Here is a 24,962-nt window from a genome sequence, read left to right as displayed (position 1 = left end):
CCGCCGCCCTCTCGCCGGGGTTCCCTACGCTTGTTGCATGAGCAAGCAGCTGCAGTTCGACACGGCTGCGCGCGAGGGGGTCCTTCGTGGCGCCACGCTCCTCGCCAACGCAGTGCGCGTGACCCTGGGGCCGAAGTCGAAGTGCGTCCTCATCGACAAGCGATATGGGGAGCCGATCGTCTGCAACGACGGGGTGACGATCGCGAAGGAGCTGGCGGTCGACGACCCCACCGAGAACCTCGGCGTCCGGATGATCCGCGAGGCGGCGGAGCGCACCGCAGAGGCGGTGGGCGACGGCACCACCACCTCCACGCTCCTCGCGCACGCGATCTTCGCCGAGGGCGTGAAGAACGTGGCGGCGGGGGCGAGCGCGATCGAGCTGAAGCACGGCCTCGATCGCGGCCTGCGGGCGGCCATCGCGAGCCTGCGGGCGCTGTCGCGCCCGGTCCGCACCCGCAAGGAGAAGGCGCAGGTCGCGACGATCTCCGGGCACAACGACGCCGCCATGGGCGAGCTGGTGGCCGACGCGGTCGAGCGCGTCGGGGGCGAGGGCGTGATCTCGGTGGAGGAGGCGAAGGGGACCGAGACGAAGCTCGAGGTGGTCGAGGGGATGCAGTTCGATCGCGGGTACCTCTCGCCGTACTTCGTCACCGATCCCGAGCGGATGGAGGCGGTCCTCGAGAACCCGGTCATCCTGCTCACCGACCGGCGCGTCTCGGCGATGAAGGACGTCCTCCCGCTCCTGGAGGAGGTCGTGAAGGCCGGTCGCGCGCTCCTCGTCGTCGCCGAGGACGTGGACGGCGAGGCGCTGGCGACGCTCGTGGTGAACAGGATCCGGGGGACGCTCCTCGTCGCCGCGGTGAAGGCGCCGGGCTTCGGCGATCGCCGGAAGGCGCTCCTCGAGGACCTCGCCACGCTCGCCGGTGGCCGCGTCGCGTCCGAGGACCTCGGGGTGAAGCTCGAGCACCTCGCCTTCGCGGATCTCGGCAGCGCGCGGAGGGTCGTGGTCGCCCGGGAGACGACGACCGTCATCGGCGGCGCCGGCGATCGGAAGGGCATCGAGGACCGGATGGAGCGGCTGCGCCGGGAGATCCGGGAGTGCAAGAGCGACTACGACCGCGAGAAGCTCGAGGAGCGGCTCGGGAAGCTCTCGGGCGGCGTCGCCGTGATCCACGTCGGCGCCCCGACGGAGGCCGAGCTGAAGAGCCGCAAGGAGGCGTTCGAGGACGCCATCAGCGCGACGAAGGCCGCGGTGGCGGAGGGGGTGGTCCCCGGAGCGGGGCTCGCGCTGCTGCGCGCGGTGACCGCGGTCGAGGCGGAGGAGGCCGCGTGCGAGGGCGACGAGCGGACCGGGCTCGCGATCCTGAAGCACGCGCTCACGATCCCGACGCGCCAGATCGCGGTGAACTCCGGGGAGGACGGCGCGGTCGTCGTCGAGCGCATGCGCCTCGGGACGGGGAACCAGGGCTTCGACGCGGCGCGCGGCAGGTACGTCGACCTCGTCGAGGCGGGAATCGTGGATCCGACCAAGGTCGTCCGCCTCGCGCTCGAGAACGCCGTGTCCGTCGCGAGCGTCCTCCTGCTCACCGAGGCGACCCTCGTCGACGTGCCGGAGCGCAAGGCGGAGCCGGTCCCGGCGGAGCTGTGAGCCGGCTTCCCGGCGGAAGGGGTGACGCCATGCGGGTGAGGGATGCGATGACGTGGAGGGCCGAGACGATCGGCCCGGACGAGACGCTGCAGGCCGCGGCGCGCCGGATGCGGCAGCTCGACGTCGGAGCGCTGGTGGTGTGCGACGGCGATCAGGTCGTGGGGGTGCTCACGGATCGCGACATCGTCGTCCGGAGCATCGCCGAGGCGGTGGACCCCGCCGAGGCCGACGTCCGGAGCGCGATGACCTCGCAGGTGCTCGAGTGCTCCGAGGACGACGACCTCGAGGCCGCGGCGACGCGGATGGCGGCGGGCGCGGTCCGCCGGCTCGTGGTCCTGGACGTCTCGAAGCGGCCGGTCGGCGTGCTGAGCGTCGACGACGTCGCGCTCCACAGCCCTTCCCTCGCCGGCGAGATCGTCGAGCACGCCCGCGCGCCGGAGCGGCAAAGCCACCACCACGGCCCGTGGCCGTGGTGGGAGACGCCGGGGAGCTGATCGATCAGGGAGCCACGGAGCGGCTCGTCGACGCGAGCGGGGCGTGGCTCGTGGCGTACCAGCGCGCGGCCTCCCGCAAGCCCTCCTCGACGGAGTGCGTCGGCGCGTAGCCGAGCACGGTCCGGGCACGTGACACGTCCGCGAGCGAGTGGCGCACGTCTCCCGGGCGGAAGTCGCGGTACGCGGCGCGGGCATGGACCGCCTCCGGCCGGAGCCGCGCCACCTCCCTGCGGATCAGCTCGAAGAGCTCGTTGAGCGTCGTGCGGGCCCCGAACGCCACGTTGAAGACCTGCCCCGGCGCCGCCGGGTTCGTCGTCGTGGCCGCGAGCACGTTCGCCTGGACCACGTTCGCGACGTAGCAGAAGTCGCGGCTCGTCTCGCCGTCACCGTGGATCGCGATCTCGTCGCCGCGGAGCAGCGCCGCGAACCACCTCGGCACCACGGCGGCGTAAGGCCCTGCGGGATCCTGCCGCGGTCCGAACACGTTGAAGTAGCGGAGGCCGACGAGCTCCAGGGAGAAGCACCGCCCGAAGGCTGCCGCGTACGCCTCGTCGCAACGCTTCGAGGCCGCGTACGGCGACAGCGGACGGCCGACGGCGTCCTCGGTCTTCGGCAGCGCAGCGTGATCTCCGTAGACGGAGCTGGAGCTGGCGTACACGACGCGGCGGATCCCCGCGCCCCGGGCTGCCTCGAGCACGTTCAGGAAACCCGTGACGTTCACCTCATGGGTCGCGAGCGGGCGCTCGAGGGATCGTGGCACGGACCCGAGCGCGGCCTGGTGCAGCACCACGTCCACGCCGTCCATCGCGCGCCTGCACGCGCTCGCGTCGCGGATGTCCCCGGTCACGACCGCGAGCTGCCCTGCGTCCGGGCCGACGAGGCGCCGGACGTCCTCCAGGTTACCCGCATGGCCGGTGGAGAAGTCGTCCAGCACGACCACCTCCTGGCCGTTTCGCAGGAGTGCCTCCACGAGGTGGCTGCCGATGAAGCCCGCGCCGCCGGTGACCAGCCAGCGCCTCGGGCTCGAGCGCATCGCGGCGAGCGCTTGCGGGTACCTCGGTGCCGCTGGTGCGAGCCCCATCGCAGGGAACATGTGGATCGCTGGCGGCGGCGGCGCCGGGATCACATCGTCCATGGGGTCCAGCGCCGGGAGCGGACGTGAGCCTGCCGAGGTCCACAGCGAGCACGGCCGGTGTGCCGCCCCACGTCCGCACGGCGGCGCGCCCGTGGAGCGAGCGGCTCCTGCACCTCGTTCCCGACGGGGTGGCGCGCGACACGTCGCTGCTCTTCGCCGGCTTCTCCACGCGTGTGCTCGCGCAGGCGTTCGGGTTCGTGCTCCTCGCTCGCGCGCTCGGCCCCGCGGACCTGGGACGATTCTCGGCCGTCCTCGCCGTGACCGTGCTGCTCTCGCCGTTCGTGGAGCTCGGGGCGTACAACCTCGCCGTCCGGGACGTGACCGCCGGCGTGGAGGAACGGCGGGTCATCGGGAACACCCTCGCGCTCACCGCGTGCGCGCTCCCGCCAGCGCTGTTCGTGCTCCTCGCCGTCGGCCGCGTGGCGCTCCCCGGAACGCCCTGGACGGCGGTGGCCGCGGTCGGCGTCGGGAACCTCCTCGGCGCGCGCCTCACGAGCCTGTTCCGGGGGATCTTCGTCGGCCGGGGAGAGGTCCTGGGCGCCGCCCTCATCGAGGCGGTGACGGGGGTCGTCTACCTCGCGGGTGCCCTCGTGCTGGGCGCGACCTCGAAGGCGTTCTCCACCTGGACCTGGATCTACTGCGCGCAGTACGTCGCCGTGGGCGTCGGGGGCGTCGCCGTCCTGCTCGGTCGGTTCGGGGTTGCGCGCTGGTCGGGCGGCGCGGTGCGGGCGCGCGTGGCGGAGGGGGTGCACTTCGGGATCGGCGCGGTCGCGCAGAGCGCGAACGCCGAGCTCGACAAGGCCCTCCTCGCGCGCCTCGCGGCCCTGGAGAGCGCCGGCGTGTACGCCGCGTCCACGCGGGCGCTCGCCGTCGCCATCGCGCCCGCCATGGCGTTCTTCGGGGCGATCTACCGGCGGTTCTTCCGGGCCGGCGCCGCCGGCCTGCCCGCGTCGCGCCGCTTCGCGTTCCAGGTCGCCCCCGCGGCGCTGGCGTACGGCCTGCTCGCCTGGGCGACGATCGCGCTGGCCGCGCCCGTGCTCGCCCACCTGTTCGGGAAGGGGTTCGCCGAGACCGCCTCGACGCTGCGCTGGATCGCGCCGCTCGTCGCGATCGAGGTCCTGACCTACCCGTTCCTCGACGCGCTCACCGGCGCAGGGCTGCAGCCGCTCCGCACCGCCGCGCAGGTGTGCGCGCTCGGCGTCGGCGTGGTGCTGAACGTGCTCCTCGACCCGCGCCTCGGCTGGCGCGGCGCGGCGATCGCGAGCCTCGTCTCGCAGGGCGCCCTGCTGACGTTCGCGGTCGTCGCCGCCCCGTGGGCGGCGCGCGTGACCCGGATCGGCGGCGCCCGCGGGAAGGAGGTCACCGCGCCGTGACGCTCTTCCGGCCGGCTGCGCACGCGCTCGTGCTCGTGCTCGTCCCCGCCTCGCTGATCTGGTGGCCCATCGGCGTGATCCCCGGGCTCGGCACCATCACGATCAGCGACGCCATCCTGATCACGCTGTGGGCGCTGACGGCGCTCGGCGTCGGCGCTGCGCGGCACCTCGGCTGGCGCGCCCGCACCGCGATCGGCATCGCGCTCCTTCCGCTCGCGGTCGGCGGCCTCGGGGCGCTCGCGGCCTGGCTCTCGTCCGGGTCGCCGGGGGACGCCGCGCTGGAGCTGTCGCTGCACCTCAAGAAGTACGGGCTCGCGGCGGTCCTGCCGCTCGCCCTCGTGGTCTTCCCGGTGCGCCGCCTCGCTGCGGCGGTGCGCGTCGTGATCGTCTGCACGCTGCTCGCCAGCTCGCTCGCGGTGATCTTCCCGGAGCTCGCGGATCGCCTGCCGCTCGCCGCGCGCATCCAGGAGGACGATCCCGAGTTCGAGGAGGGGCGGTCCGTCGGGCTCGGGTCGAACCCCAACGACTTCGCGTACACGTCCATGGGCCTGGCGGTGCTCGACCTCGCCCTCGCCCGGCGGCGGCGCGGCGCCCTCGCGTGGGCGGGCGACGCGATCGTGCTCGCCTCGGCGGGCTTCAACGTGGTCGCGTCGGCGAGCCGGTCGGGCATGCTCGCGGCAGCCGCCGCGACCGCGTACCTGCTCGTCCGGTGGCGCGGCGCGCCGGTGGCGCGCATCGCGATCGCGGGGATGCTCGCGGTCGCGGTCGTGCTCGGCCTCCGGTACGACGATGCGTTCGCGGAGCGGACGGTGCGCTTCTTCCGGCAGGGGGCCGGGGAGGCGAACCTCGCCGGCCGCCTCGCCGCCCAGCGCTCCGCGCTCGCGACGGCCGTCGAGCACCCGCTTGGCGTCGGATCCCGCCACACGATCCCGGCGATGACGCCGCACCTCGCCGGCTACGGCAACTACCTCGGAACGACGGACAGCCTGTACATGGACACGCTGCTGGCGTCGGGGTTCCTCGGTCTCGTCGCGCTCCTGCTCCTCTTGCGGCGCGGCTGGCTCCTCATCTCCCGCTGCGACGACGGACGGCGGCGCGTGCTCCTTCAGGCCGGGTTCATCGCCTTCCTGACGGCCGGCCTGGCCAGCGTATCGCCGGCGTCCTTCTTCGTGGCGCCGACCTTCTTCCTCCTCGTCGCGGTCTCCACCCTTGAGCCCTCCGTCCCTCAGCTCTCCTAGCGCCGCGCCGCGCCGCGCGGCGGCGACCGCGGTGAGGCCGCGCGTGCTCGTGCCGTACCTGCTCGCGCTCCCGGGCGGCGTGCGCCGCGTCCTCGGCGACGGGCTGCCGCGCCTCGACCGCTGCGACGTGCGGTACGTCGAGCTCGGGCGCAACCAGGCCGACATGGACGAGATGGCCGCCGCGGGCGTCGCGGTCGACCGGACGATCGGGGTGCCCGGTCGCGGCATGCTCTCGGAGCGCGCCGGTGTGGGGCGCGTCGTGGACCTCGCCCGCGCGGCGCCCCGGCTGCTCGCGATGGTCCTCCGGCTCCGGCCGGCGCTGCGCGCGTCGGACGTCGCGTACGTGCACGGCTTCCGTGAGCTCCTGCTCGTCGTGCTCGCGCGGGCCGGGCTCGCCCCGCGACACCGCCCTGCGGTGGTGTGGCACTGCCACGGCGAGATCTCGCGGCGGAGGGCAGGCGTCGCGCGCCGGCTCGCGCGCGCGTGCCACAGCGTGATCGCGGTCTCGGATCACACGGCCCGGACGCTGGCGCGGCTCGGCATCCCGGAGGACAGGATCGTCCGGATCCACAACGCCGTCCCGCAGCGCGCCGGCGCCTCGTCGAGCGCGGGCGACTGGCTCCGCCCGGAGCGGCCGCTCCTCGTCGCGAGCGCCGCGCTCCGCGAGAAGAAGGGCGCGCACGTCGCCGTGGAGGCGCTCGCGGCGCTGCCGCAGGCCTACGTGCTCTGGGTGACCGGCGACGACGCCGACGCCTCGGCCCGGGCCTGTGCGGCGGACCTGCGGAGCAGGGCAGAGCGCCTCGGCGTCGCCCAGCGGCTCCGGTTCCTGGGGTACGTGCGCGACGTCCCCACGCTGATGCGCGACGTCTACGCGGTGCTGTGCCCGTCGGTGTGGGACGAGCCGTTCGGCCTCGTCGCCATCGAGCCGATGACCGTCGGGACGCCCGCGGTGGTCTCGGACCGTGGCGCGCTGCCGGAGGTCGTCGACGGCGGGCGGGCCGGGCTCGTGTTTCCGGCGGGAGACCCGGCCGCGCTCGCGCGCGAGGTGCTCCGCCTCGAGGACGGCGCGCTCCGGGCCGCGCTCGTCGCGCGGGCGCACGAGCACGTCCGCACGCGGTTCGGCTACGAGCGATGGGCGGACGAGGTGCAGGAGCTCCTGGAGCGCGCGGTGCCCGCGCGGGCTCGCGGGGGAGCGCCGTGACGCGGAACGGCGGGATCGCGCGCCAGGACGGGGGGCGGGGACTTCAGATCGTCCTGCTGCTCGCGCTGGTCGCGGCGGTGACGGTCCGGGCCGAGCGCCGGTCGACCGCGGGCGGTCCGCTGGACGCCGACAACGGACCGGCGCGTCCGGACCAGGCGCCGCCGTCGTCCCCCGAGCCGCCCCCCGGTCCCCCCGACCCGGTGGACGACGCCCCGGCGGTGAGCGTCGTCGCCTTCGGCGCCCGCGGCGACGGCGTCGCGGACGACACGGCGGCGTTCCAGCGCGCCGCGGCCACGGGGCAGCCGCTCGTCGTGCCCCGGCCGCCCGCGTTCTACCGCGTGACGGCGCGCATCGACCTGGCCAGCTCGGTGCGAGGGGAGGGCATGCCCGAGATCCGCATGGACGGCTCCGACGGGAGCGACGCGAAGACGCTGCTCCGCGTCGCGGGCTATCTCGGGTCCGGGATCGTCATCTCGGGGCTGCACCTGAACGGCGGCTGGGACGGGGCGGCGTCCGCGCAGGAGCACGCCCATGGCATCGCCATCGTGGGCTCGCGGAACGTCTTCGTGCAGGACGACGTCATCGAGGCCACGTACGGCGACTCCGTGTACGTCGGCGCCCTCGCGCACGCGAACAGCGCCGCCGTCGTCGTCCGGCGGAACACGCTCGTCGGCCCGCGGCGCTGCAACGTGGCGCTGGTCGCGGTCCGCGGCGCCCTCGTGCTCCGCAACGTCATCCGCAAGTCGAACGCGTACGTCGCCGCCGTGGACGTCGAGCCGAACCCGGACGACCTCACGGTCGTCGAGGACGTCGAGATCGCCGGGAACGACGCCGACGCGCCGGCGACGTCCTTCGTGAACCTGTTCTCGTTCCCGCCGCGCAAGGGCTACACGCGAACGGTGCGGAACGTGACGGTGGCGCGGAACACCATCCGGGCACGCGCCGGCGTCGAGAAGGCACCCGACACCGCGTCGTTCGACGGGATCCTGGTCCAGGGCAACGAGTTCTTCCCGGCGGACCGGACGTCTGTGTTCGTCCAGATCCGTCACGCCTCCGGCAACGGCGCCGCGACGACGAACGTCGTCGTGGAGGGCAACGCCGACCACGCTACTGCTGCGTCCGCGGTTCCGTGACGGAGGTGCGCGACGACGGGCGCCGGGGGACGGGTCCGCGCTGCCGCGCGAACGCCGCGAACCGCTCCAGGAACGCGGTCCGGCGCGCGTCGAGGACGTCCGGCGCGTACGCGCGCGCGGCGGCGAAGTTGCGGCGCGCCGCGTCCGCGCGCCGGAGCGGCTCCTCGAGGAGTCGTGCGACTCGCCGGGCCAGCCCGTGGTGATCGCGCGGCGGGTGGATCCATTCGTCGTCGAGGAGCTCGGGGATCCCTCCCACGCGCGCGCCGACGGCCGGCAGCCCGCGGCTCATCGCCTCGACGAGCGCGCGCGGCAGGCCCTCCTGCAGGCTCGGCGCCAGGTACAGGTCGAGGCCGTCCATCCATCGCTGGACGGGCGCACCCGCGGGGAGCGTTCCCGGGAACTCCACGCTCCCGGCGACGCCGAGCGCGGTGGCGGCTCGCCGCCATCGCGCGGGATCGCCGCCGCCCAGGCAGCGGAGCGTCGCGGCGCGTCCCTGCGCGTGGAGGAGGGCGAGCGCGCGCAGCGCCGTCGCGTGTCCCTTGTAGCTCACGTCGAGCGAGCCCACGATCCCGAGCGCCGGCACGCGCGCATCCAGGGTCCCGAGTCGAGCGAGCCGGCGCTCCAGGACCTCCGGGCGCGGAGGCTCGATCTGGACGTCGGAGCAGGCGATCGTCTCGCCGCGGCTGGGGTAACGCTGCTGCAGGAACTCGCGGCTCACGTAGAGCGCGAACGGCGCCTTCGCGATGTGGTGCCTGTTGAGACGGTCGAGGGGCCACGCCGCCGCCCGGCCGCGCCACGAGCCGTGGTGCCACAGCGCATCCCAGGCCGAGCCGACCACCTCTGCCATCCACGGCTTCCCGGTGCGCATCGCCTCGCGGCACGCGACGAGCCCCACCGAGCTCGGGAGGCGGACGATGGCGGCGTCCACGCGCGCCATGACGCGCCTCACGTGCTTGATCACCGTCGGCCCGAACAGGAGCCAGCTCCCGGCGTCTACGCACTCCAGCTCGATCCCGTCGCCGCTCGCGAGCGTGGGCGTCGAGGGTCCGGCCGGCTGCACGCGCCCGACGACCACGAGCCGGTCGAACGCCCGCAGGTACCTCGCCAGCACGGAATAGGGCAGGTTGCCGTTCGTGTAGTGGCGGCCCGACGCGTCGCGCCCGAACCGGTGATCGCTGAAGAAGGCGGCGCGCACGGTGCCCCTCGGCCGCTACCGCGTGATCCGGTTGACGAGGTCGTAGGTCTGCCAGATCCCCTGGATCGTCGGCAGGATCTGCAGGATGACGCGGTTGTAGCGGGTCAGGTTGTAGGTGGAGACGAACACGACGTCTCGCGGCCGTAGCGGGAACTGGGTCGCGAGCAGGAGCGCGTCGGGGGAGCTCGCGTCCAGCTGGAAGATGTGCGGCGACTCGTAGTCGCCGCGGATGACGAAGATCTGGGAGACGTTCGCGGCCGACGGGTCGAACCCCTGCGTCTGGTCGATGAGCGCCTCGGCCAGCGTCATGCGACCGCGCACCATGAGCTTCGACTGCGGCACGCGCACCTCCCCGAGGACGAACACCTTGTTGAGGCTCCGGTCGGGGACGTTGATGACGTCGCCGTCCTGCAGGAGCCAGTTCTGGGTGAGATCGCCGCTCTCGTACAGGGACTGGAGGTTCAGGACGTAGGTCTTGCCCGCTCGCGCGAGCGACACGCGCGAGAAGTCGGCCTCCGGCGTGAAGCCCTTCGCAGCGGCGAGCGCGTCCTGGACGTGCAGCGGGACGTCGGTGATCGGGACCGTGCTCGGCGCGGTCACCTCTCCGGTCACCGCCACCTTCTTGCCCCGGAACGCCGCCACGCGAACGTCCACCTGCGGGTTCGGGATGACGCGGGTGAGCCGGGTCGTGATGATGTTCCGCACCTCCGCGACCGTCTTGCCGGCGACGTCGAGGAGCCCGACGTGCGGATAGAACATGGTCCCGTCCTCCTCGACCGGGTTGCCGTTCTCCTCGGGCGAGCGGAACTGGCCCGTGGGCACGGTCAGCTCGGGGTGGTCCCACACGGTCACCTGGAGCACGTCGTGGGGCGCGATCGTGTAACGGTAGTGGGCGGACTCGTCGGCGAGCGGGTCTTTCAGCGGAGTCGGGGTGAAGTGCGCCGCGACGAGCCGCTGCACCGTGGCCTGCGTGATCCGCTCGATCGCGAGGGGCGGCCGGCCCCGCGCCGCATCCCGGTCCATCTGCATCCCGGGGGCGAGAGCGCACCCCGAGGCGAGGGTCAACGCTGCACAAGCCAGGAGCCTCATGGTCGTGCGCTCCAGAACGCCTTCTCGAGGCCCTCGAGGCCGCGCTCGATGAGCGCGAGGGAGCGCTCGAAGGCGGGGCGCTCCTGCTGGAACGGGTCGGGCACGTCGAAGTCGCCGAAGTGCCCGAGGCGGCGGATGCGGCCGCGGGTGTTCGGCGCAATGGCCTGGACGGCGCGCTCGTGCGCTCGCTCCATCACGAGGATGAGCTCGAAGGCGTCCCCCAGGTCCGCGGTGAGCTGACGGGCGACGTGCCGCGACAGGTCGAGGCCGCGCTCGCGCATGAGATCCTGGGCGATCCGCTCCGCGGGGTGGCCGACGAGCGCCCGGAGCCCGGCGGACTCCACCGTCGCGCCGGCGCGACGGCGCGCGAGCCGCTCCGCGAGGAGGACCTCCGCCATCGGGCTGCGGCAGACGTTCCCGACGCAGACGATGAGGATCCGGCTGAACACGACGGCGCGCTCCTCAGTCGGCCTTCAGCGAGCGGTACTCGTAGTGATAGTACCCGGCGTACGCGGCGTCCTTTCCTCGCGCCATGACGTCGTTCAGCACCGCGCCGTGCACCTTGATGCCGTTCTGCGCGAGTCGCTTGACCGTGAGGGCGATCTCTCGCAGCGGGTGGTGCCCCGCCCGGAGGACGAGCAGGATCACCGACGCGAGGCGCGCCTCGATGAGGCCATCGGTGACGGCGAGGATCGGGGGCGTGTCGAGCAGGACCACGTCGTACCGGCGCGACGCGTCGGCGAGGATCCGCTGGAACCGATCGCTCGCGAGCAGGTCCGCCGGGTTCGGCGGGATGTGCCCGGTCGAGAGCAGGTCGAGGCGCGGGTAGTCGGTCCCCCGGATCGCGAGCTCGGCGGAGATCGCCTGGCCCACCAGCTCGGAGACTCCTGGCTCCCGGGACAGCCCGAACGCTCGGTGGAGGCGGCCGCGGCGCAGGTCGCCGTCGACGAGCAGCACGCGCCGCTCCGCCGCCGCGAGCACGTGCGCGAGGTTCACCGCGACGAACGACTTCCCGAGCCCCGGCCCGGGGCCGCTGATCGCGACGACGTTCGTGGGCGCGTCGACGAGGGCGAAGTGGAGGCTGGTGCGGAGACTCCGGATGTTCTCGATCGCGAGGTCGCCCGGATCCGCTGCAGCGAGGAGCGGCGCCCTCGCTCCCCGGCGGTGACGCCGTCGGACCAGCCCCACCTGCCGCGGGCTGTGCGGCACGGTCGCGTACACGGGGACTCCGGTGGCGCGCTCGATCTCGTCGGGATCCGACGCGACGTCCTCGAGCGCATCGCGCGCGAACGCCGCGGCGACGCCCGCGCAGAGGCCGAGCAGCAGCGACACGGCCAGGACCGGAAGCGGGCGCGGGCTGGTCGGCTCGTGGGGGACGACCGCGTGGTCCACGATCCGGACGGTCCCGACGGTGCCCGACTTCACGACCCGGAGCTCCTGGACCTTGTTGAGGACCGTCATGTACATGTCGTTCGCGACCTTCACGTCGCGCGCGAGCCGAGTCGAGTCGAGCTCCTTCTCGGGCAGGTCCTTCATCCGCGCGTTGATCGCCGCGCGCTGCGACCGGAGGCGGTCCTCCTTCTCCTTCAACGCCATCATCGTCGGGTGCTGGTCCGTGAAGCGGTCGGAGAGCTCCGAGCGCTGGAGCTGGAGCTCCGAGAGCTGCCGCTCGACCTCCACGGTCCGGTCGAGCATCGCCTGCGCCTCGCGGGAGAGATCGACGGTGCCCTTCCGCTGCTGGTACGAGTTCACGGCGCTCTCCGCCGACGCGAGGCTGCCCTTGAGGCTCGGGAGCTGCGACTCGAGGAACGCGAGCGTCTTCGCCGCCTCCGCCGAGCGCCGCTCCACGTTCTGGCGCAGGTACGCCTGGGCGAGCGCGTCCACGATGGCGGCGACGCGCTCGGGATCCCGATCCTCGAGCTCCGCGACGAGGATGCCGGTCTTCTTGCCGCGCTCCGTCACGACGACGGCGCGCTGCAGCCGGTCCACCACGTCGGACCGCCGCCGCTTCGTGACCACGAACGACGTGCCCGGACGCGCGACGGCGTCCGAGACGTACATCTCCACCCGCGTCCGGTCGGAGTGGCCCTCCACCGGCGCGCCGACGCGGCCCCGCGCGAGGGGGCCGCGCGGCCCCTGCACCTCGAGCCGGCCGTCCACGCCGACGTCGACCCGGAGCGGCTCGTCGAGCAGGTCGTCGGAGACCTGCAGCCGCTTCACGACGATGCGCTCGCCTCCCCACGCGTACGCGTCGAGCCCGAGGGGCGCCGCGGCGAGGTCCGGCCCCTCGTGCAGCCGCGCGACGGCGGCCCCCACGACGGGGAAGGTGCGCGGCCGCGCCTCCACGTCGAGGCCGAGCTCGTCCACGACGGACTCGAGCAGGGTGCGCGAGCGCATGAGCTCCATCTCGGCGTCGGAGGGCGGCTTCTCGCCGAGCGCGGCCGAGAGCTCGTCGAGCCTCGTCACCGTCGTCGCGTGGTCCTCGACCTGCACGACCACGTTCGCCTCGTAGATGGGCGCCTTCAGGAAGAGGTACGCGCTCCCGAGCGCGACGAACACGGCGGCGAGCCCCATCACGAGCCACCGTCCTCCCCGGACGATCCGGACCAGCTCCGCGAGCGTCGGCTCCGCCTCGCCGGACCCTGATGGCGCGCGCCCGAACGCGCGGGCTCGCGGAGCGTCGGGCTCCGCGCCCGGGAGGCCGACGACGGTGCCGGACTCGTCGCGCGTCATGGGCTACCCTCCTTCAGGTGCGAGCCGCCGCGGGGACCGCCGGGCCGCAGATCGATCACCGGCGCGGGGAGCCTGTCGTCCTGCCGGTCGCGGTCAGGCACGTCCACGCCGGCTACGGTCCCTGCCTCGTTGCGCGTGACGGTGTAGGTCGGCACCAGCTCGCGGAGGAGCTCGAGGAGCCGATCGGAGTCACCCGCGCGCGCCGCGCGGCGGAGCTCGGCCAGCCGCTCCCGGAACCTGCGGGGCGGCGCGAGGCCGCGGGCCACGTGGATCCGGTCCCGGACCTGCTCCGTCCGTTCCTCCTCCTCGGTGAGGAGCTCCTCGTACAGCTTCTCGCCCGGGCGGAGCCCCGTGTAGACGATCGGGATCTCCTCGCCCGGCACCCGGCCCGCCATGGTGATGAGGCTCCGCGCGAGGTCGACGATGCGGATGGGCTCGCCCATGTCGAGCACGCAGAGGTCGCCTTCGCAGCGCAGCCCGGCGACGAGGACGAGGCCGACCGCCTCCGGGATCGTCATGAAGTACCGCGTGCACTCCGGGTGCGTGACGGTCACCGGACCGCCCTGCGCGATCTGGCGCTTGAAGATCGGCACCACGCTGCCGGCGGACCCGAGCACGTTGCCGAACCGGACCGAGGTCATGCGCGTCGCCGAGCGTCGTGCGACGTCGCGGACGACGAGCTCCGCCACGCGCTTCGACGCGCCCATGACGGAGGTCGGCCGGACCGCCTTGTCCGTCGAGATGAGGACGAAGCGCTCCGCGCCGCAGCGGCTCGCCATGCGCGCGACGTTGCGCGTGCCGAACACGTTGTTCTTGATCGCCTCCTCGGGCGCGTACTCCATGAGCGGCACGTGCTTGTGCGCCGCGGCGTGGAACACGTAGTGGGGCCGGTATCGCTCGCCGAGGCGGAGCAGGCGCCGCCACTCCCGGATGTCCGCGACCTCGCACCGGATGGTGACCCCCGGGTACAGCTCGCCGAGCCGGAGCGCCGTGAGGTACAGCTCGTTCTCGTTCAGGTCGACGAGGACGAGCGTGCGCGCGCCGTGCATCGCGAGCTGACGCGCGATCTCGGAGCCGATCGAGCCGCCGGCGCCGGTCACGAGGATGTTCCGATCCTGCACGCGATCCCGGATCTCGCGCGGGTCGAAGGCGACCGCGGCGCGCGGGAGCAGGTCCTCGGCGGAGAGGTCGTGCAGCATCGCCGCGGAGATCCGGTCGTCGAGGACGGTGAACGACGCGGGGATGATCTTGAAGCGCGCCTTCGAGGAGGCGCACGCGGCGAGCAGCTCGCGGATCCGCGCCGGGGGGAGCCGCGCGATGGCCAGGAGCACCCTGGAGGCGCGGTGGGCCTGGATCAGCCGGGGGAGGTCGCTGAGCTTCCCGAGGACGGGGCGCCCGGCCAGCTGCGTGCCGAGCTTCTCCGGGTCATCGTCCACGAAGCCGACCAGGTGGTACTTGCTGTCCGCGCTCCGCCGCAGGTCGTGGGCGAGGAGCTCGCCGGCCTCCCCTGCGCCGACGATGAGCGTGCGAGCCGTCGCGCCGCCGCGCAAGCGCGCCCAGCTCCGCCGGCGCTCCTCGAGCAGGGAGGGCAGGTAGCGGTAGCCGGTGATGAGCGCCGTCGAGACGAGGAACTCCAGCGGGTAGATCGAGCGGGGCACCGGGATTCCCAGCGCGGCGACGATCGCCACGAACGCGAGGCTCCCGGCGATCTGCACGGACAGAAGTCGGAGCCCCTCCGGGATTCCCGGCAGGTCGAACGACCATCGATGCAGTCCCGCCCCGACGAGCGCGACCGTGCGCGCGCACACCACGATGGCGATCGTCCACCGCCGCGGAGCGGCGAAAGATGGGGGGCACTCCTGGGTCTCGAAGCGGATGAGCCACGCGGCGCAGACGGCAAACGCGGTCGAGACCGCGTCGAACGTGACCATCAGCATGGCGCGGAGCGCGCGCGCGAGGACGCCAGAGCACCGGGACGTGCGGCTCATGCTCGGCGGACCCCGTGTTCGCTCCGTTAGAGACGACCCCCGACGGGCCGGCTGCGCTGCGACACTACCCGGCGCGTGTACCCGGCACGTTAGTAACGGTCCAGGGCCTGGACAGTAACCTTCACTGACCGCGTCGGGTGTCCGTCGAGAATTTCACCGGTAGGCGACCCACGCAGGGCCACCACCGGGCGCGAGACCCATCCGGCCGATGTTGTCTTGGGGCGCAAACGGTCACTGACGGTGATGAGGGACGTCTATCCGTGGCCCCGCGCCGTCCGCCGCCGGGGCGGCGCCTGGCGAGCGCCCGGGCCGGCGTGGTGCTCCCGCGACGTCTCGAACGACGTCGATGACCCGGCGCTGCGCCTCGAGGGAGAGGTTGCTCGAGCTGGGAAGACAGAGGCCGAGCTCGAAGAGCCGCTCCGCGACGTCGCCCCCGTAGCGATCGCAGTCCGCGTACAGCGGCTGGAGGTGCATGGGCTTCCACAGCGGGCGCGCCTCGACGTCCGCGGCGTCGAGGGCCGCGAGCAGATCGTCTCGCGTCGCGCCGAGGCGGTCCGGGTCCACGAGGAAGCAGGACAGCCAGTTCGTGTGGAGCCCGTACGGCGCCTGGGGCATGAGCGCCAGCCCGGGCAGATCCGCGAACGCGTCGCGGTACCGGAAGGCGACCGCTCGTCGCTGCCGCACCCGCTCGTCGAGGACCTCGAGCTGGCCGCGTCCGATGGCCGCCAGGACGTTGGACAGGCGGTAGTTGAATCCCATCTCGGAGTGGTGATACGCGACGCCGGGATCGCGGGCCTGCGTCGACCAGAAGCGCGCCCGCTCCACCCACTCCGGGCGGCGGGCGACCAGCATCCCGCCGCCCGAGCTGGTCACGATCTTGTTGCCGTTGAACGAGAACGCGGCGACCTCGCCCATCGAGCCGGCTGGCTGGCCCTTGTACGTCGCGCCCAGCGCCTCGGCGGCGTCCTCCAGGATCGGCACGCCGTGGCGCGCGCAGACCTCGCCGAGGGCGTCCATGTCCGCGCACTGTCCGTACAGATGGACGACGACCACGGCGCGCGGACGCCGCCCCCTGCGCCCGCGGTCCTCGAGCGCCTCCGCCAGCCGCTCCGGGCTCATCATCCAGGTCCCGGGATCGCTGTCCACGAGCACGGGGGTGGCCCCCAAGTAGCGGATGGGGTTCACGCTCGCGACGAACGTGAAGTCCGACGCCAGCACCTCGTCGCCGGGGCCGACGCCGAGCAGGCGCAGGCCGAGGTGAATCGCGGCGGTGCCGCTCGCCAGGGCGACCGCCGGACGCCCGATGCGGCTGGACAGCGCGCGCTCGAACGCGTCGAGCTGCGGCCCCACGGTGGACACCCAGTTCGACTCGAACGCTTCGTGAACGTAGCGAAGCTCCTGGCGGCCGAGGTGCGGAACCGAGAGGTGAATGCGGGACATGGCGATCGTTCCTCGCGTTCACGCTCGGTACTCGGGGAAGTATCCCTGGGAGGGCCGCGGTACGGCGTGTTCCGGGCCGGCCGCCGCGGCGCGCTCGTCGCACAGCTCCCGGTAGGCGCGCTCGTCGTGGACCAGGCGCGCGACCCGGAACGGGACGGCGCCCCGCGGCGCGAACCCGAGCTTGTGGCGGTAGAGGCCGTCGCCCGGGGTGTGGCTGCCGCCCAGCACGTAGTCCCGCTTGCCCGCCTCGATCGCCCACCCCGCGGCGCTGTGCTTCAGGAGGTAGTTCGTCCCGAGCCGGAGCGCGGTCTCGGCGGTCCCCACGAGGAAGTGGTACGCGTGGTCCGCCGAGGCGAGCGTCAGGTCCGAGCCCACCACCTCGCCCCGGAGCAGCGCGTGGTGGAACACGTAGTGGCCGGCGAGCCGCTCGAGGAGGCGCTCGTAGAACGTCCGCGGGAAGAAGTAGAACGGCGTCGCCTCGCGCCGTCGCATCGTCGACTCGTACAGCCTCACGAACGCGTCGAGGCGGGCGCCGGTCGCGTCGCGCTCGACGGTGAGCCCCGTCCGCTCGGTGCTGCGGATCCATCGGCGCACGTTCGGGACGTACCGGAGCCAGACCGCGTCGAGCCCGCCGTCGAGCGACACGACGACGTTCGAGCTGCAGACCTCGAGGCCGTCCGGCGGCGGGAGGATGCGCTCGCGGAAGAGCGACATCCGGAGGAACGTCGTGACGATCTGCGCGTCGCGCGCCCACTCGCGGTACGCGCGCCAGAAGGCGGCGCCGTCCGGTTCTCCGCGGACGGCGAACGCGCCCCCGTAGCCGTACGGCGAAGTGGCGTCCCAGCGGCGATCCTCCGGGCGCACCCAGGGCTCGGCGGACAGCGGGCGCACGACGAGGGGGAGCAGGACGGTGCCCCCGTCCGTCTCGCCCACGATGCCGAAGGCCCGGTCGCATGGGCGGGCGAACAGGCGAACGTACTCCGGGTGCGCCATCACCTCGCGGTGCGGCCACGCGTCCCAGAGCAGCGTCCAGGCGGTGAGGTCGTCCGCGTCTTCTGCATCGAGCACCTGGAATCGCACCGTGGAGCCCTCCTCCCGCATCACCGGGATCGCTGTGCGCCCCCGAGCACGTTGGCGACGCGCTCCAGGCCGTGGCTCCGCGGGCGCAGCCGCGCGAGCAACCGGGCCGCTCCCACGGTCCACCGGCTCGCCAGGATCGGCTCGAGGGCGGGGTGGAACCGGATCGCGAGGTCGCAGCCGATCAGCTCGAACCCGAGGTCGGTCTTGTAGCGGTGGAGCGTGTCCCCGCTGACGATCGGCGCGAACCCCGTCTCGACGCCGCGCAGGCTCGCGTCCCCCGCGGCCCGGCACAGCCTCCAGAAGTCGAGCGCCACGCCCGCGTCGGTCGCGAGATCCGCGGTCCGGCTCATCTTGTGGAGGAGGTGCAACCAGTCGCCGTCGCGGCAGACGACGTCGTAGGCGGACAGCCTCCCGCGGGTGAACGCGCCGCCGATCGACACCTCTGGACAGGTGCGGACCGCCGCGACGAACCGCCTCCAGCCCACCGCGTCCGCGAACTCCGGGTCGAAACGGCGCTGCCGATGCAAGGTGTCGAGGTTCAGCTCCAGCCCCAGCGCGAGCAGCTCGTCCGGGTCGAGCGTCCGGCACTCCGTCGCGTCGAGGCCCCGGCGGACCCGGCGCCGGCGCTTCGGGTGGACGCGCCCGATGCCATAGCCGGTGGGTGAAAGCGTGTACACGCCGCTCGGGCAGCCGGGCTGCGTCACCGACAGGTAGCGGACGGCGGGGATCCGGCGCGTACGCAGCGCGTGCCGGAGTGCCCCTGGGTCGAGGTCGACGCGCCGCTGGAACGGGAGGCTCGCGTAGAACGGGCGCCGGTACTCGGTCCAGAGCACGCCCATCGCGTCCACGACGCGACGTCCGCGGGCCGCGAAGAAGCGCGCCAGGGAGGCACCGTCCCGGGCCGGAGGCGCCGCGCGATCCGCGGCGGGTGCCGCCGTCGCCGCCGGGCGCGGCGCCGCGCGGAACGGGTCGCCGCGCGGCTCCGGCAGGCCGAAGGCGCCCGTGAACGCCCGCATCACTGGTCGCCTCTCGTCGCCGTGTCGGTCTCGCGGCGCCGCTTCGACTCTGCGGCGACGTCGGCGAGGGGGAAGCCGAGGGCGGAGTCGTCCTCGACCGCGGCGGCGTTCGCCCTCCGCAGGACCTGCCTCGCGGTGAGGAGGAGGATCCTCAGGTCCAGGGCGAGGCTCCAGTGGTCCACGTACCAGCAGTCGAGGCGGAGCCGCTCGCGGAAGGGGAGCGCGTTCCGCCCGTTCACGACCGCCCAGCCCGTCACGCCCGGCTGCACGTCGTGCCGGCGTCGCTCCTCCGGCGTGTAGATCTCGAGGTACTCCAGGAGGAGCGGGCGAGGACCCACCAGGCTCATGTCGCCGCGGAGGACGTTCCAGAGCTCGGGCAGCTCGTCGAGGCTGGTCGTCCGGAGGAACCGGCCGAGGCGCGACAGCCGCTGCTCGTCGGTCCGGTACCACACCTCGCCGGCGCGCGGCGGGCGCATCGTCCGGAACTTGTAGATGGTGAACGGCCGGCCGCGAAGGCCCGGGCGCACCTGCCGGAAGACGACCGGGCGCCCGTCCACCGCCCACACCGCCAGGGCCGTGGCCGCCAGCGCCGGCGAGAGCAGCAGCAGGCCGGCCGCGGCGCCCGCGACATCGATCAGGCGCTTGAGCGCGAGCCCAATCCCGGTGCGCCGCCGCAATGGACCTCCGACCGACCGTGAACGCGCCCCGCGACACGCCGGGCGCAAACAATGTAGGTCGCGCGCGACGTGCGGCAGCGGCCCCGCGGCCGTCGCCCCCCGCCCCGATCGCTCGCCCCGCTGGTCGCCCAGCGTCGATGGTGCGCGAGGCGCAGGGGCGCATCTCTCGCGACGGACAGTGACTACGTTGCAGGCGCCCGGAGCCGGACGCACGTGAGCTGCCGGCCCGGCGGCCCGCCATGACGATCGAGCTCCTCTCCCGCATCCGCTCCCGCGCCGCGCGCGTCGGGATCATCGGCCAGGGCTACGTCGGCCTTCCGCTCGCGCTCGTCTTCCACGACGCCGGCTTCCCGGTGCTGGGGCTGGACGTCGACGAGCGCAAGGTCGAGGCGCTCCGCCGCGGCGACTCGTACATCGGCCACATCGGCCGGGACCGCGTCGCGCGCGCGGTCGCGAGCGGCGGGTACGAGGCGACGACCGACTTCGACCGCCTCGCCGGCTGCGATGCCATCCTGATCTGCGTCCCGACGCCGCTCGGGACGCACCGCGAGCCGGACAACTCGTTCATCCACAAGACCGCGCGGGCGATCGCGCGCCGGCTGCGCCCGGGCCAGCTGGTGGTCCTCGAGTCGACCACGTACCCGGGGGCAACGGACGGGGAGGTGCTGCCCATCCTGCGCGAGAGCGGGCTCGCCTGCCCGGACGACTTCCTCCTCGCGTTCTCCCCCGAGCGCGAGGACCCCGGCAACGGCCGGTTCTCGACCCGCACCATCCCGAAGATCGTCGGCGGCGTGAACGGCCCGTCCACCGAGGCCGCGGCGGCGCTCTACCGCGCGGCGGTCGAGACCGTCGTCGAGGTCTCGTCGGCGCGGGTGGCGGAGTCCAGCAAGCTCCTCGAGAACGTCTTCCGCTCCGTGAACATCGCGCTCGTGAACGAGCTCAAGATGACGTTCGACCGGATGGGCATCGACGTCTGGGAGGTCATCGAGGCGGCGCGGACGAAGCCGTTCGGGTTCATGCCGTTCTACCCGGGGCCCGGCCTCGGCGGCCACTGCATCCCCCTCGATCCCTTCTACCTCGCCTGGAAGGCCGCCGAGCACGGCACCTGGGCCCGGTTCGTGGAGCTCGCCGGCGAGATCAACGCGGACATGCCGCGCTACGTGGTCGGCAAGGTGGCCGAGGCGCTCAACGACGAGAGCAAGTCCCTCCGCGGCTCGCGCGTGCTGGTCCTCGGCCTGGCCTACAAGCCGAACATCGACGACGATCGCGAGTCGCCCTCGTATGCGCTCATCGAGCTGCTCAGGGCGGCGGGGGCCTGGGTCGACTACTGCGATCCGTTCTTCCCGGCGGCGCGGAAGGGTCGCAGGCAGGGGCTCTCCCTCGCTTCCGTCCCGTGCACGCCCGAGATGTTCGCCCGGTACGACGTGCTGGTGGTCGCCACCGCCCACGACGCGTTCAAGGATCCCGCGCTCTACCGGGACGTCGGCCTGGTCGTGGATACGCGCAACCTCGTCTCGGCGCTCGGCGGGGGGCCCCGGCGCGTCGTGAAGGCGTGACGTGCCCGGGGCGCGGCGACACCGACGCGCGCGCCGCGTGGAGGCCGCACGCCCGGCGGTGGTCCACGTCATGACGGTGGCCGAGTCGCTCGGGTTCCTCTCCGGGCAGGCCGCCGTCGTGCGCGCCACCGGGCTCGAGGTCCACGCGATCTCGGCGCCCGGCCCGGAGCTCCGCTGCTTCGGCGAGGCGGAGGGCGTGGTCGTGCACGCGGTGCCGATGACCCGGCGGATCACGCCGGTGCAGGACCTCCGCTCCGTGTGGCGGACCTGGCGGACGTTGCGCGCCATCCGCCCGCAGATCGTCCACGCGCACACGCCGAAGGGCGGGCTCGTGGGGATGATCGCGGCGGCCCTCGCCGGCACGCCCGTCCGCATCTACCACATCCGCGGCCTGCCCCTCGTCACCGCCACGGGCCTCCGGCGACGCCTCCTCTGGCTCGCCGAGCGGCTCTCGTGCACGCTCGCGCACCGGGTGCTCGCGGTGAGCAACTCGATGCGAGCGCTCGCGATCGCGGAGGGGCTCTGCCCCCCGGAAAAGATCGCGGTGCTGCTGTCCGGGAGCGGGAACGGGGTGGACGCGCGCGGCCGGTTCCGCCCCGTCGACGTGGCCGCCCGGCGCGCCGTGCGGGAGCGGCACGGGATCCCCGCGGACGCCCTCGTCGTCGGGTTCCTGGGGCGGCTCGTCCGCGAGAAGGGGATCGTGGAGCTCTCGAACGCCTGGCGCGTGGTGCGCGAGCGAGAGCCGCGGGTCCGGCTGCTGCTCGTGGGGCAGGAGGACGCGACCGACCCGCTGCCGGCCGGCCTCGAGGCGGCGCTCCGGTCGGATCCCCGCGTTCACGTCGTCGGCGGCGTGCCATTTCCGGAGGTCCCCGCGGTGTACGGCGCCGTCGACGTGGTGGCCCTGCCGACCTATCGCGAGGGCTTCTCGAACGTCGCGCTCGAGGCCGCCGCCATGGGCGTGCCCATCGTCGCGAGCCGCGTCCCCGGCTGCACCGACGCGGTGAGGGACGGTGAGACGGGGACGCTCGTGCCGCCGCGCGACGCCGCCGCGCTCGCCGCCGCGCTCGCGCGTTACCTCGCGGATCCGGAGCTGCGCGCCCGGCACGGCGCGGCGGCGCGGCGCTGGGTGATGGCCGAGTTCCAGCCGGAGCCGCTCCGGCACGCGCTCGCAGCGGAGTACTGCCAGCTGCTCGCGGCGGCCCGCGCCGGCGGCCCTGCGGTGCCCGCCGCCGCTCCGTCGCGCGGCGTCCTCGACCGCACCTGACGAGCGCGGCGCCGTCCCGCATCGCCGCCTGAGCCTGAGCCTGCGCCGCCGTCGCCCGTCGAGGCGCGGCCGGACCGTCCGTCCGGTGTGCGCTCCTGACGGACCCTGATCCTTTCTTCCCCACTCCTCGCCGTGGTCGAGTCCGGGTGTCCCGCAACTCGGTGACACGTGTTCGCGGGTCAAGTGCGCGGGTCCGTCGGAATTGCTCCAGCGCAATCCCGGCCCCGCTCCTCCTCCGGAAAGGGTCGCATGCTCCACGTCCGCATCCGTCGTCTCGACGTCTTCACAGCCCTGGCGCTCGCGGTGCTCTCCGCCTGCGGCGCCGACCGGGCCACCAGTAACCAGGTCGATCCGGCCTCCACGTCCGTCGAGCCCGGCGACCGCGTGAAGTTCAACGCCTCCGCCGGCGCCGACGAGACCGTGTGGTCGGTGCGGGAGTCCGACGGCGGCACGATCAGCGCCGACGGCGAGTACACTGCGCCCGCGGTCGAGGGCACGTTCCACGTGCTCGCCACCCGCTCCGCGCTCGCCTCGACGCAGACCGCCGAGGTCCGCGTCCGGCGCAGGCACGTCCAGAGCGTCGCGGTCACGCCGCAGGCGGCGACGGTCTCGGCCGGGGGCTCGATCGTCTTCGACGCGATCGTGACCGGCGGCTGGGACACGTCCCTCACCTGGTCGATCGCCGAGGGCGCCGCGGGCGGATCCATCACCTCGGACGGCACCTACACGGCGCCGAGCGCGGCCGGGACGTACCACGTGGTCGCGACGAGCGTCTCCGATCCGAACCGGACCGACACCGCCACCGTGACCGTCACCGCCGCGGCGCCCGGGGACCCGGTCGCCGTCACCGTGGCGCCCGCGTCGGCGTCCGTCGTCGCCGGCGCGAACGCGCAGTTCACCGCCGCCGTCAACGGCACGACCAACGTCGGCGTGAGCTGGTCGGTCGTGGAGGGCGCCTCCGGAGGCTCGGTGAGCGGGACCGGGCTGTACAGCGCGCCCTCGGCCGCGGGCACCTACCACGTGCTCGTGACGAGCAACGCCGACGCCTCGAAGACCGCCACCGCCACCGTGACGGTCACGGCCCCGCCGCCGGCGCCGATCCTGATCGCGGTGAGCCCGGCCAGCACGACCGTCGCGTCCGGCGGCACCGTCCAGCTCTCGGCCGCGGTCACGGGATCGCCCGACGTCGCGGTCACCTGGTCCGTGCAGGAGGGCGCCGCCGGCGGCACCATCAGCGCCTCGGGCCTCTATACCGCGCCCGCCGCGGCGGGGACCTACCACGCGGTCGCCACGAGCCACGCGGACCCGTCGAAGACCGCCGTCTCCACGATCACCGTGACGGCGCCTGCGCCGGCCCCCGTCGCCGTCGCCGTCTCCCCGTCGACCGCCACGATCGCGGGCGGCGGCACGGTCCAGCTGAAGGCGACCGTCACCGGCTCGACGGACCTCGCCGTCACCTGGTCGGTCCAGGAGGGCGCCGCGGGCGGCACCGTGAACGCGAGCGGCCTCTACACCGCCCCGCTGACCGCCGGCACGTTCCACGCCGTCGCCACGAGCCACGCCGATCCGACCCGGAAGGCGACCGCGACGATCACCGTGACCGCCGCCGCGCCGACGCCCACCGGGGTGGACGTCCGGACCTACGGCGCCGTGGGAGACGGCGTGACCGACGACACCGCCGCGTTCACCAGCGCCGCGAACACGAAGAAGCCGCTGGTCGTGCCGGCCACGTCCGCGCACTACCGCCTCACCGGGCAGGTCCGGGTGTACGCGTCGGTCACGGGCGTGAACAACCCCGAGATCCGGATGTACGGCGCGGACGGCAGCGACGGGAAGACGATCTTCCTCGTCCAGGACTACACCGGCACGACGCCCATCGTGTTCTCCGGCCTGCACCTGAACGGTCAGTACGATGGCACCGGCACGGCGGGCGAGCACTCGCACCTCATCGCCATCCGCGGCTCGCAGAACGTCACCGTGGAGAACAACGTCCTCGAGCGCCCCTACGGCGACAACGTCTACGTCGGGGCCGGCCCCACCAACCACGCGCAGTCCTCGAACATCCTGATCCAGAAGAACCAGATGTCGGGGCCGCGCCGCTGCACCGTCGCGGTGATCTCGGTGAACGGCCTCGTCATCGACGGCAACACGATGGCGAAGTCGAACAACTACGTCGCCGCCATCGACCTCGAGCCGAACCCGAACGCGTACGACGTGGACCAGAACGTCCAGATCTCGAACAACCAGTTCGACGTGCCGATCGGGAACGCGATCATGCTCTACTCGACGACGGCGAACGTCGCGAGCGGCGGCGTGACGGTGACTGGGAACACCGCCAAGGCGAGCCGGTTCTTCCTCAAGCCGAACGGCACCGGGCCCTGGCAGGACGTCAGCATCACCAACAACACCTACCAGGGGAACGGCGGCGCCGTGGCTCTGAACGCCCTCGCGCAGATCACGAGCGCGAGCAACTTCACGATCGACGGGAACCGGATCTCGCCGAGCTCCGGGGCGAACGGCGGCGACCTCTTCTCGGGAGTGCAGGGTCTGAAGCTCACGAACAACGTCTGGAACGGCCCGTCCACGTACCCCGTGAAGGTGACCTCGTGCCCGAGCGCGATCATCAGCGGGAACACCTACAACGGCGTCACGAAGAGCCTGAACCCCTGACGCTTCGCCCGGCTCCGCCCGGGTCCCGCACC

At 73.5% G+C, this 24,962-nt stretch carries 19 protein-coding genes; 9 read left to right on the top strand and 10 right to left on the bottom strand.

Annotated elements, in window-relative coordinates:
* Window positions 1-37 precede the first annotated feature (37 nt).
* Both groL and AMOR_RS06545 read left to right on the top strand, forming a co-directional pair.
* On the top strand, window positions 38-1,648 hold the full coding sequence (gene groL / locus AMOR_RS06550) for a chaperonin GroEL (RefSeq protein ID WP_248359854.1): 1,611 nt from the start codon (window positions 38-40) through the stop codon (window positions 1,646-1,648).
* A gap of 47 nt (window positions 1,649-1,695) precedes the next feature.
* A complete protein-coding gene (locus tag AMOR_RS06545) occupies window positions 1,696-2,142 on the top strand; it encodes a CBS domain-containing protein (protein WP_248359852.1) in 447 nt (148 codons plus the stop codon).
* A gap of 4 nt (window positions 2,143-2,146) precedes the next feature.
* Here AMOR_RS06545 and AMOR_RS06540 read toward each other — a convergent pair whose 3' ends face one another.
* Window positions 2,147-3,277 carry an SDR family oxidoreductase gene (locus AMOR_RS06540; protein ID WP_248359849.1) on the bottom strand — a complete coding sequence of 377 codons (1,131 nt, stop codon included), beginning with the start codon at window positions 3,275-3,277 and terminating at the stop codon, window positions 2,147-2,149.
* 59 nt (window positions 3,278-3,336) lie between these two features.
* Here AMOR_RS06540 and AMOR_RS06535 point away from each other — a divergent pair, with 59 nt between their 5' ends.
* From AMOR_RS06535 to AMOR_RS06520, 4 genes are read left to right on the top strand one after another with little or no spacing between them, the layout of a single operon-like run.
* Entirely contained in the window at window positions 3,337-4,650 is a 1,314-nt protein-coding gene (locus tag AMOR_RS06535; protein ID WP_248359846.1) for a lipopolysaccharide biosynthesis protein, read from the top strand.
* A complete protein-coding gene (locus tag AMOR_RS06530; RefSeq protein WP_248359843.1) occupies window positions 4,647-5,888 on the top strand; it encodes an O-antigen ligase family protein in 1,242 nt (413 codons plus the stop codon). Before AMOR_RS06535 ends, AMOR_RS06530 begins: the two co-directional genes overlap by 4 nt.
* 43 nt (window positions 5,889-5,931) lie before the next feature.
* Complete coding sequence (locus AMOR_RS06525) at window positions 5,932-7,089, top strand: glycosyltransferase family 4 protein (RefSeq protein WP_248359841.1); 1,158 nt, start codon at window positions 5,932-5,934, stop codon at window positions 7,087-7,089.
* On the top strand, window positions 7,086-8,222 hold the full coding sequence (locus AMOR_RS06520; protein WP_248359839.1) for a glycoside hydrolase family 55 protein: 1,137 nt from the start codon (window positions 7,086-7,088) through the stop codon (window positions 8,220-8,222). Before AMOR_RS06525 ends, AMOR_RS06520 begins: the two co-directional genes overlap by 4 nt.
* On the opposite strand, the gene AMOR_RS06515 is transcribed toward AMOR_RS06520, so the two are convergent.
* The 9 genes from AMOR_RS06515 to AMOR_RS06475 all read right to left on the bottom strand — a co-directional run bounded on the left by AMOR_RS06515 (window position 8,197) and on the right by AMOR_RS06475 (window position 19,440).
* On the bottom strand, window positions 8,197-9,417 hold the full coding sequence (locus AMOR_RS06515) for a glycosyltransferase (protein WP_248359837.1): 1,221 nt from the start codon (window positions 9,415-9,417) through the stop codon (window positions 8,197-8,199). The genes AMOR_RS06520 and AMOR_RS06515 overlap by 26 nt on opposite strands.
* A gap of 15 nt (window positions 9,418-9,432) precedes the next feature.
* Window positions 9,433-10,506 carry a polysaccharide export protein gene (locus AMOR_RS06510; protein WP_248359835.1) on the bottom strand — a complete coding sequence of 358 codons (1,074 nt, stop codon included), beginning with the start codon at window positions 10,504-10,506 and terminating at the stop codon, window positions 9,433-9,435.
* A complete protein-coding gene (locus AMOR_RS06505) occupies window positions 10,503-10,955 on the bottom strand; it encodes a low molecular weight protein-tyrosine-phosphatase (protein ID WP_248359833.1) in 453 nt (150 codons plus the stop codon). Before AMOR_RS06505 ends, AMOR_RS06510 begins: the two co-directional genes overlap by 4 nt.
* A gap of 13 nt (window positions 10,956-10,968) precedes the next feature.
* On the bottom strand, window positions 10,969-13,239 hold the full coding sequence (locus AMOR_RS06500) for a polysaccharide biosynthesis tyrosine autokinase (protein WP_248359831.1): 2,271 nt from the start codon (window positions 13,237-13,239) through the stop codon (window positions 10,969-10,971).
* Window positions 13,236-15,227, bottom strand: coding sequence for a polysaccharide biosynthesis protein (locus AMOR_RS06495; protein ID WP_248359829.1), 1,992 nt, complete (start codon window positions 15,225-15,227; stop codon window positions 13,236-13,238). Before AMOR_RS06495 ends, AMOR_RS06500 begins: the two co-directional genes overlap by 4 nt.
* A gap of 231 nt (window positions 15,228-15,458) precedes the next feature.
* Window positions 15,459-16,667 (bottom strand): DegT/DnrJ/EryC1/StrS family aminotransferase, encoded by a 1,209-nt coding sequence (locus AMOR_RS06490; protein ID WP_248359826.1) that lies wholly within the window; start codon window positions 16,665-16,667, stop codon window positions 15,459-15,461.
* Window positions 16,668-16,685: 18 nt separating this feature from the next.
* Window positions 16,686-17,747 (bottom strand): GNAT family N-acetyltransferase, encoded by a 1,062-nt coding sequence (locus AMOR_RS06485; RefSeq protein ID WP_248359823.1) that lies wholly within the window; start codon window positions 17,745-17,747, stop codon window positions 16,686-16,688.
* A gap of 20 nt (window positions 17,748-17,767) precedes the next feature.
* Complete coding sequence (locus tag AMOR_RS06480) at window positions 17,768-18,763, bottom strand: hypothetical protein (RefSeq protein WP_248359820.1); 996 nt, start codon at window positions 18,761-18,763, stop codon at window positions 17,768-17,770.
* Complete coding sequence (locus AMOR_RS06475) at window positions 18,763-19,440, bottom strand: sugar transferase (RefSeq protein ID WP_318653850.1); 678 nt, start codon at window positions 19,438-19,440, stop codon at window positions 18,763-18,765. The genes AMOR_RS06480 and AMOR_RS06475 overlap by 1 nt, the downstream gene beginning before the upstream one ends.
* 239 nt (window positions 19,441-19,679) lie before the next feature.
* On the opposite strand from AMOR_RS06475, the gene AMOR_RS06470 reads away from it, so the two are divergent.
* From AMOR_RS06470 to AMOR_RS06460, 3 genes are all read left to right on the top strand, one after another.
* Complete coding sequence (locus AMOR_RS06470) at window positions 19,680-20,996, top strand: nucleotide sugar dehydrogenase (protein ID WP_248359818.1); 1,317 nt, start codon at window positions 19,680-19,682, stop codon at window positions 20,994-20,996.
* Window positions 20,997-21,066: 70 nt separating this feature from the next.
* Window positions 21,067-22,260, top strand: coding sequence for a glycosyltransferase family 4 protein (locus tag AMOR_RS06465; protein WP_248359815.1), 1,194 nt, complete (start codon window positions 21,067-21,069; stop codon window positions 22,258-22,260).
* A gap of 249 nt (window positions 22,261-22,509) precedes the next feature.
* Complete coding sequence (locus AMOR_RS06460; RefSeq protein ID WP_248359812.1) at window positions 22,510-24,930, top strand: right-handed parallel beta-helix repeat-containing protein; 2,421 nt, start codon at window positions 22,510-22,512, stop codon at window positions 24,928-24,930.
* The last annotated feature ends 32 nt before the right edge of the window (window positions 24,931-24,962 follow it).

The sequence above is a fragment of the Anaeromyxobacter oryzae genome (genome assembly GCF_023169945.1).
GTDB classification, from domain to species: Bacteria; Myxococcota; Myxococcia; order Myxococcales; family Anaeromyxobacteraceae; genus Anaeromyxobacter; species Anaeromyxobacter oryzae.
Note: the sequence above shows the minus strand (reverse complement) of the source record. Positions and strands in the feature narration are given on the sequence as shown.

What these genes read in the sequence shown, in the direction of transcription:
- groL (WP_248359854.1), top strand. Translation starts at nt 38, where the DNA reads ATGAGCAAGCAGCTGCAGTTCGACACGGCTGCGCGCGAGGGGGTCCTT.
- AMOR_RS06545 (WP_248359852.1), top strand. Translation starts at nt 1,696, where the DNA reads ATGACGTGGAGGGCCGAGACGATCGGCCCGGACGAGACGCTGCAGGCC.
- AMOR_RS06540 (WP_248359849.1), bottom strand. Translation starts at nt 3,277, where the DNA reads ATGGACGATGTGATCCCGGCGCCGCCGCCGCCAGCGATCCACATGTTC.
- AMOR_RS06510 (WP_248359835.1), bottom strand. Translation starts at nt 10,506, where the DNA reads ATGAGGCTCCTGGCTTGTGCAGCGTTGACCCTCGCCTCGGGGTGCGCT.
- AMOR_RS06500 (WP_248359831.1), bottom strand. Translation starts at nt 13,239, where the DNA reads ATGACGCGCGACGAGTCCGGCACCGTCGTCGGCCTCCCGGGCGCGGAG.
- AMOR_RS06495 (WP_248359829.1), bottom strand. Translation starts at nt 15,227, where the DNA reads ATGAGCCGCACGTCCCGGTGCTCTGGCGTCCTCGCGCGCGCGCTCCGC.
- AMOR_RS06490 (WP_248359826.1), bottom strand. Translation starts at nt 16,667, where the DNA reads ATGTCCCGCATTCACCTCTCGGTTCCGCACCTCGGCCGCCAGGAGCTT.
- AMOR_RS06480 (WP_248359820.1), bottom strand. Translation starts at nt 18,763, where the DNA reads ATGCGGGCGTTCACGGGCGCCTTCGGCCTGCCGGAGCCGCGCGGCGAC.
- AMOR_RS06470 (WP_248359818.1), top strand. Translation starts at nt 19,680, where the DNA reads ATGACGATCGAGCTCCTCTCCCGCATCCGCTCCCGCGCCGCGCGCGTC.
- AMOR_RS06465 (WP_248359815.1), top strand. Translation starts at nt 21,067, where the DNA reads ATGACGGTGGCCGAGTCGCTCGGGTTCCTCTCCGGGCAGGCCGCCGTC.
- AMOR_RS06460 (WP_248359812.1), top strand. Translation starts at nt 22,510, where the DNA reads ATGCTCCACGTCCGCATCCGTCGTCTCGACGTCTTCACAGCCCTGGCG.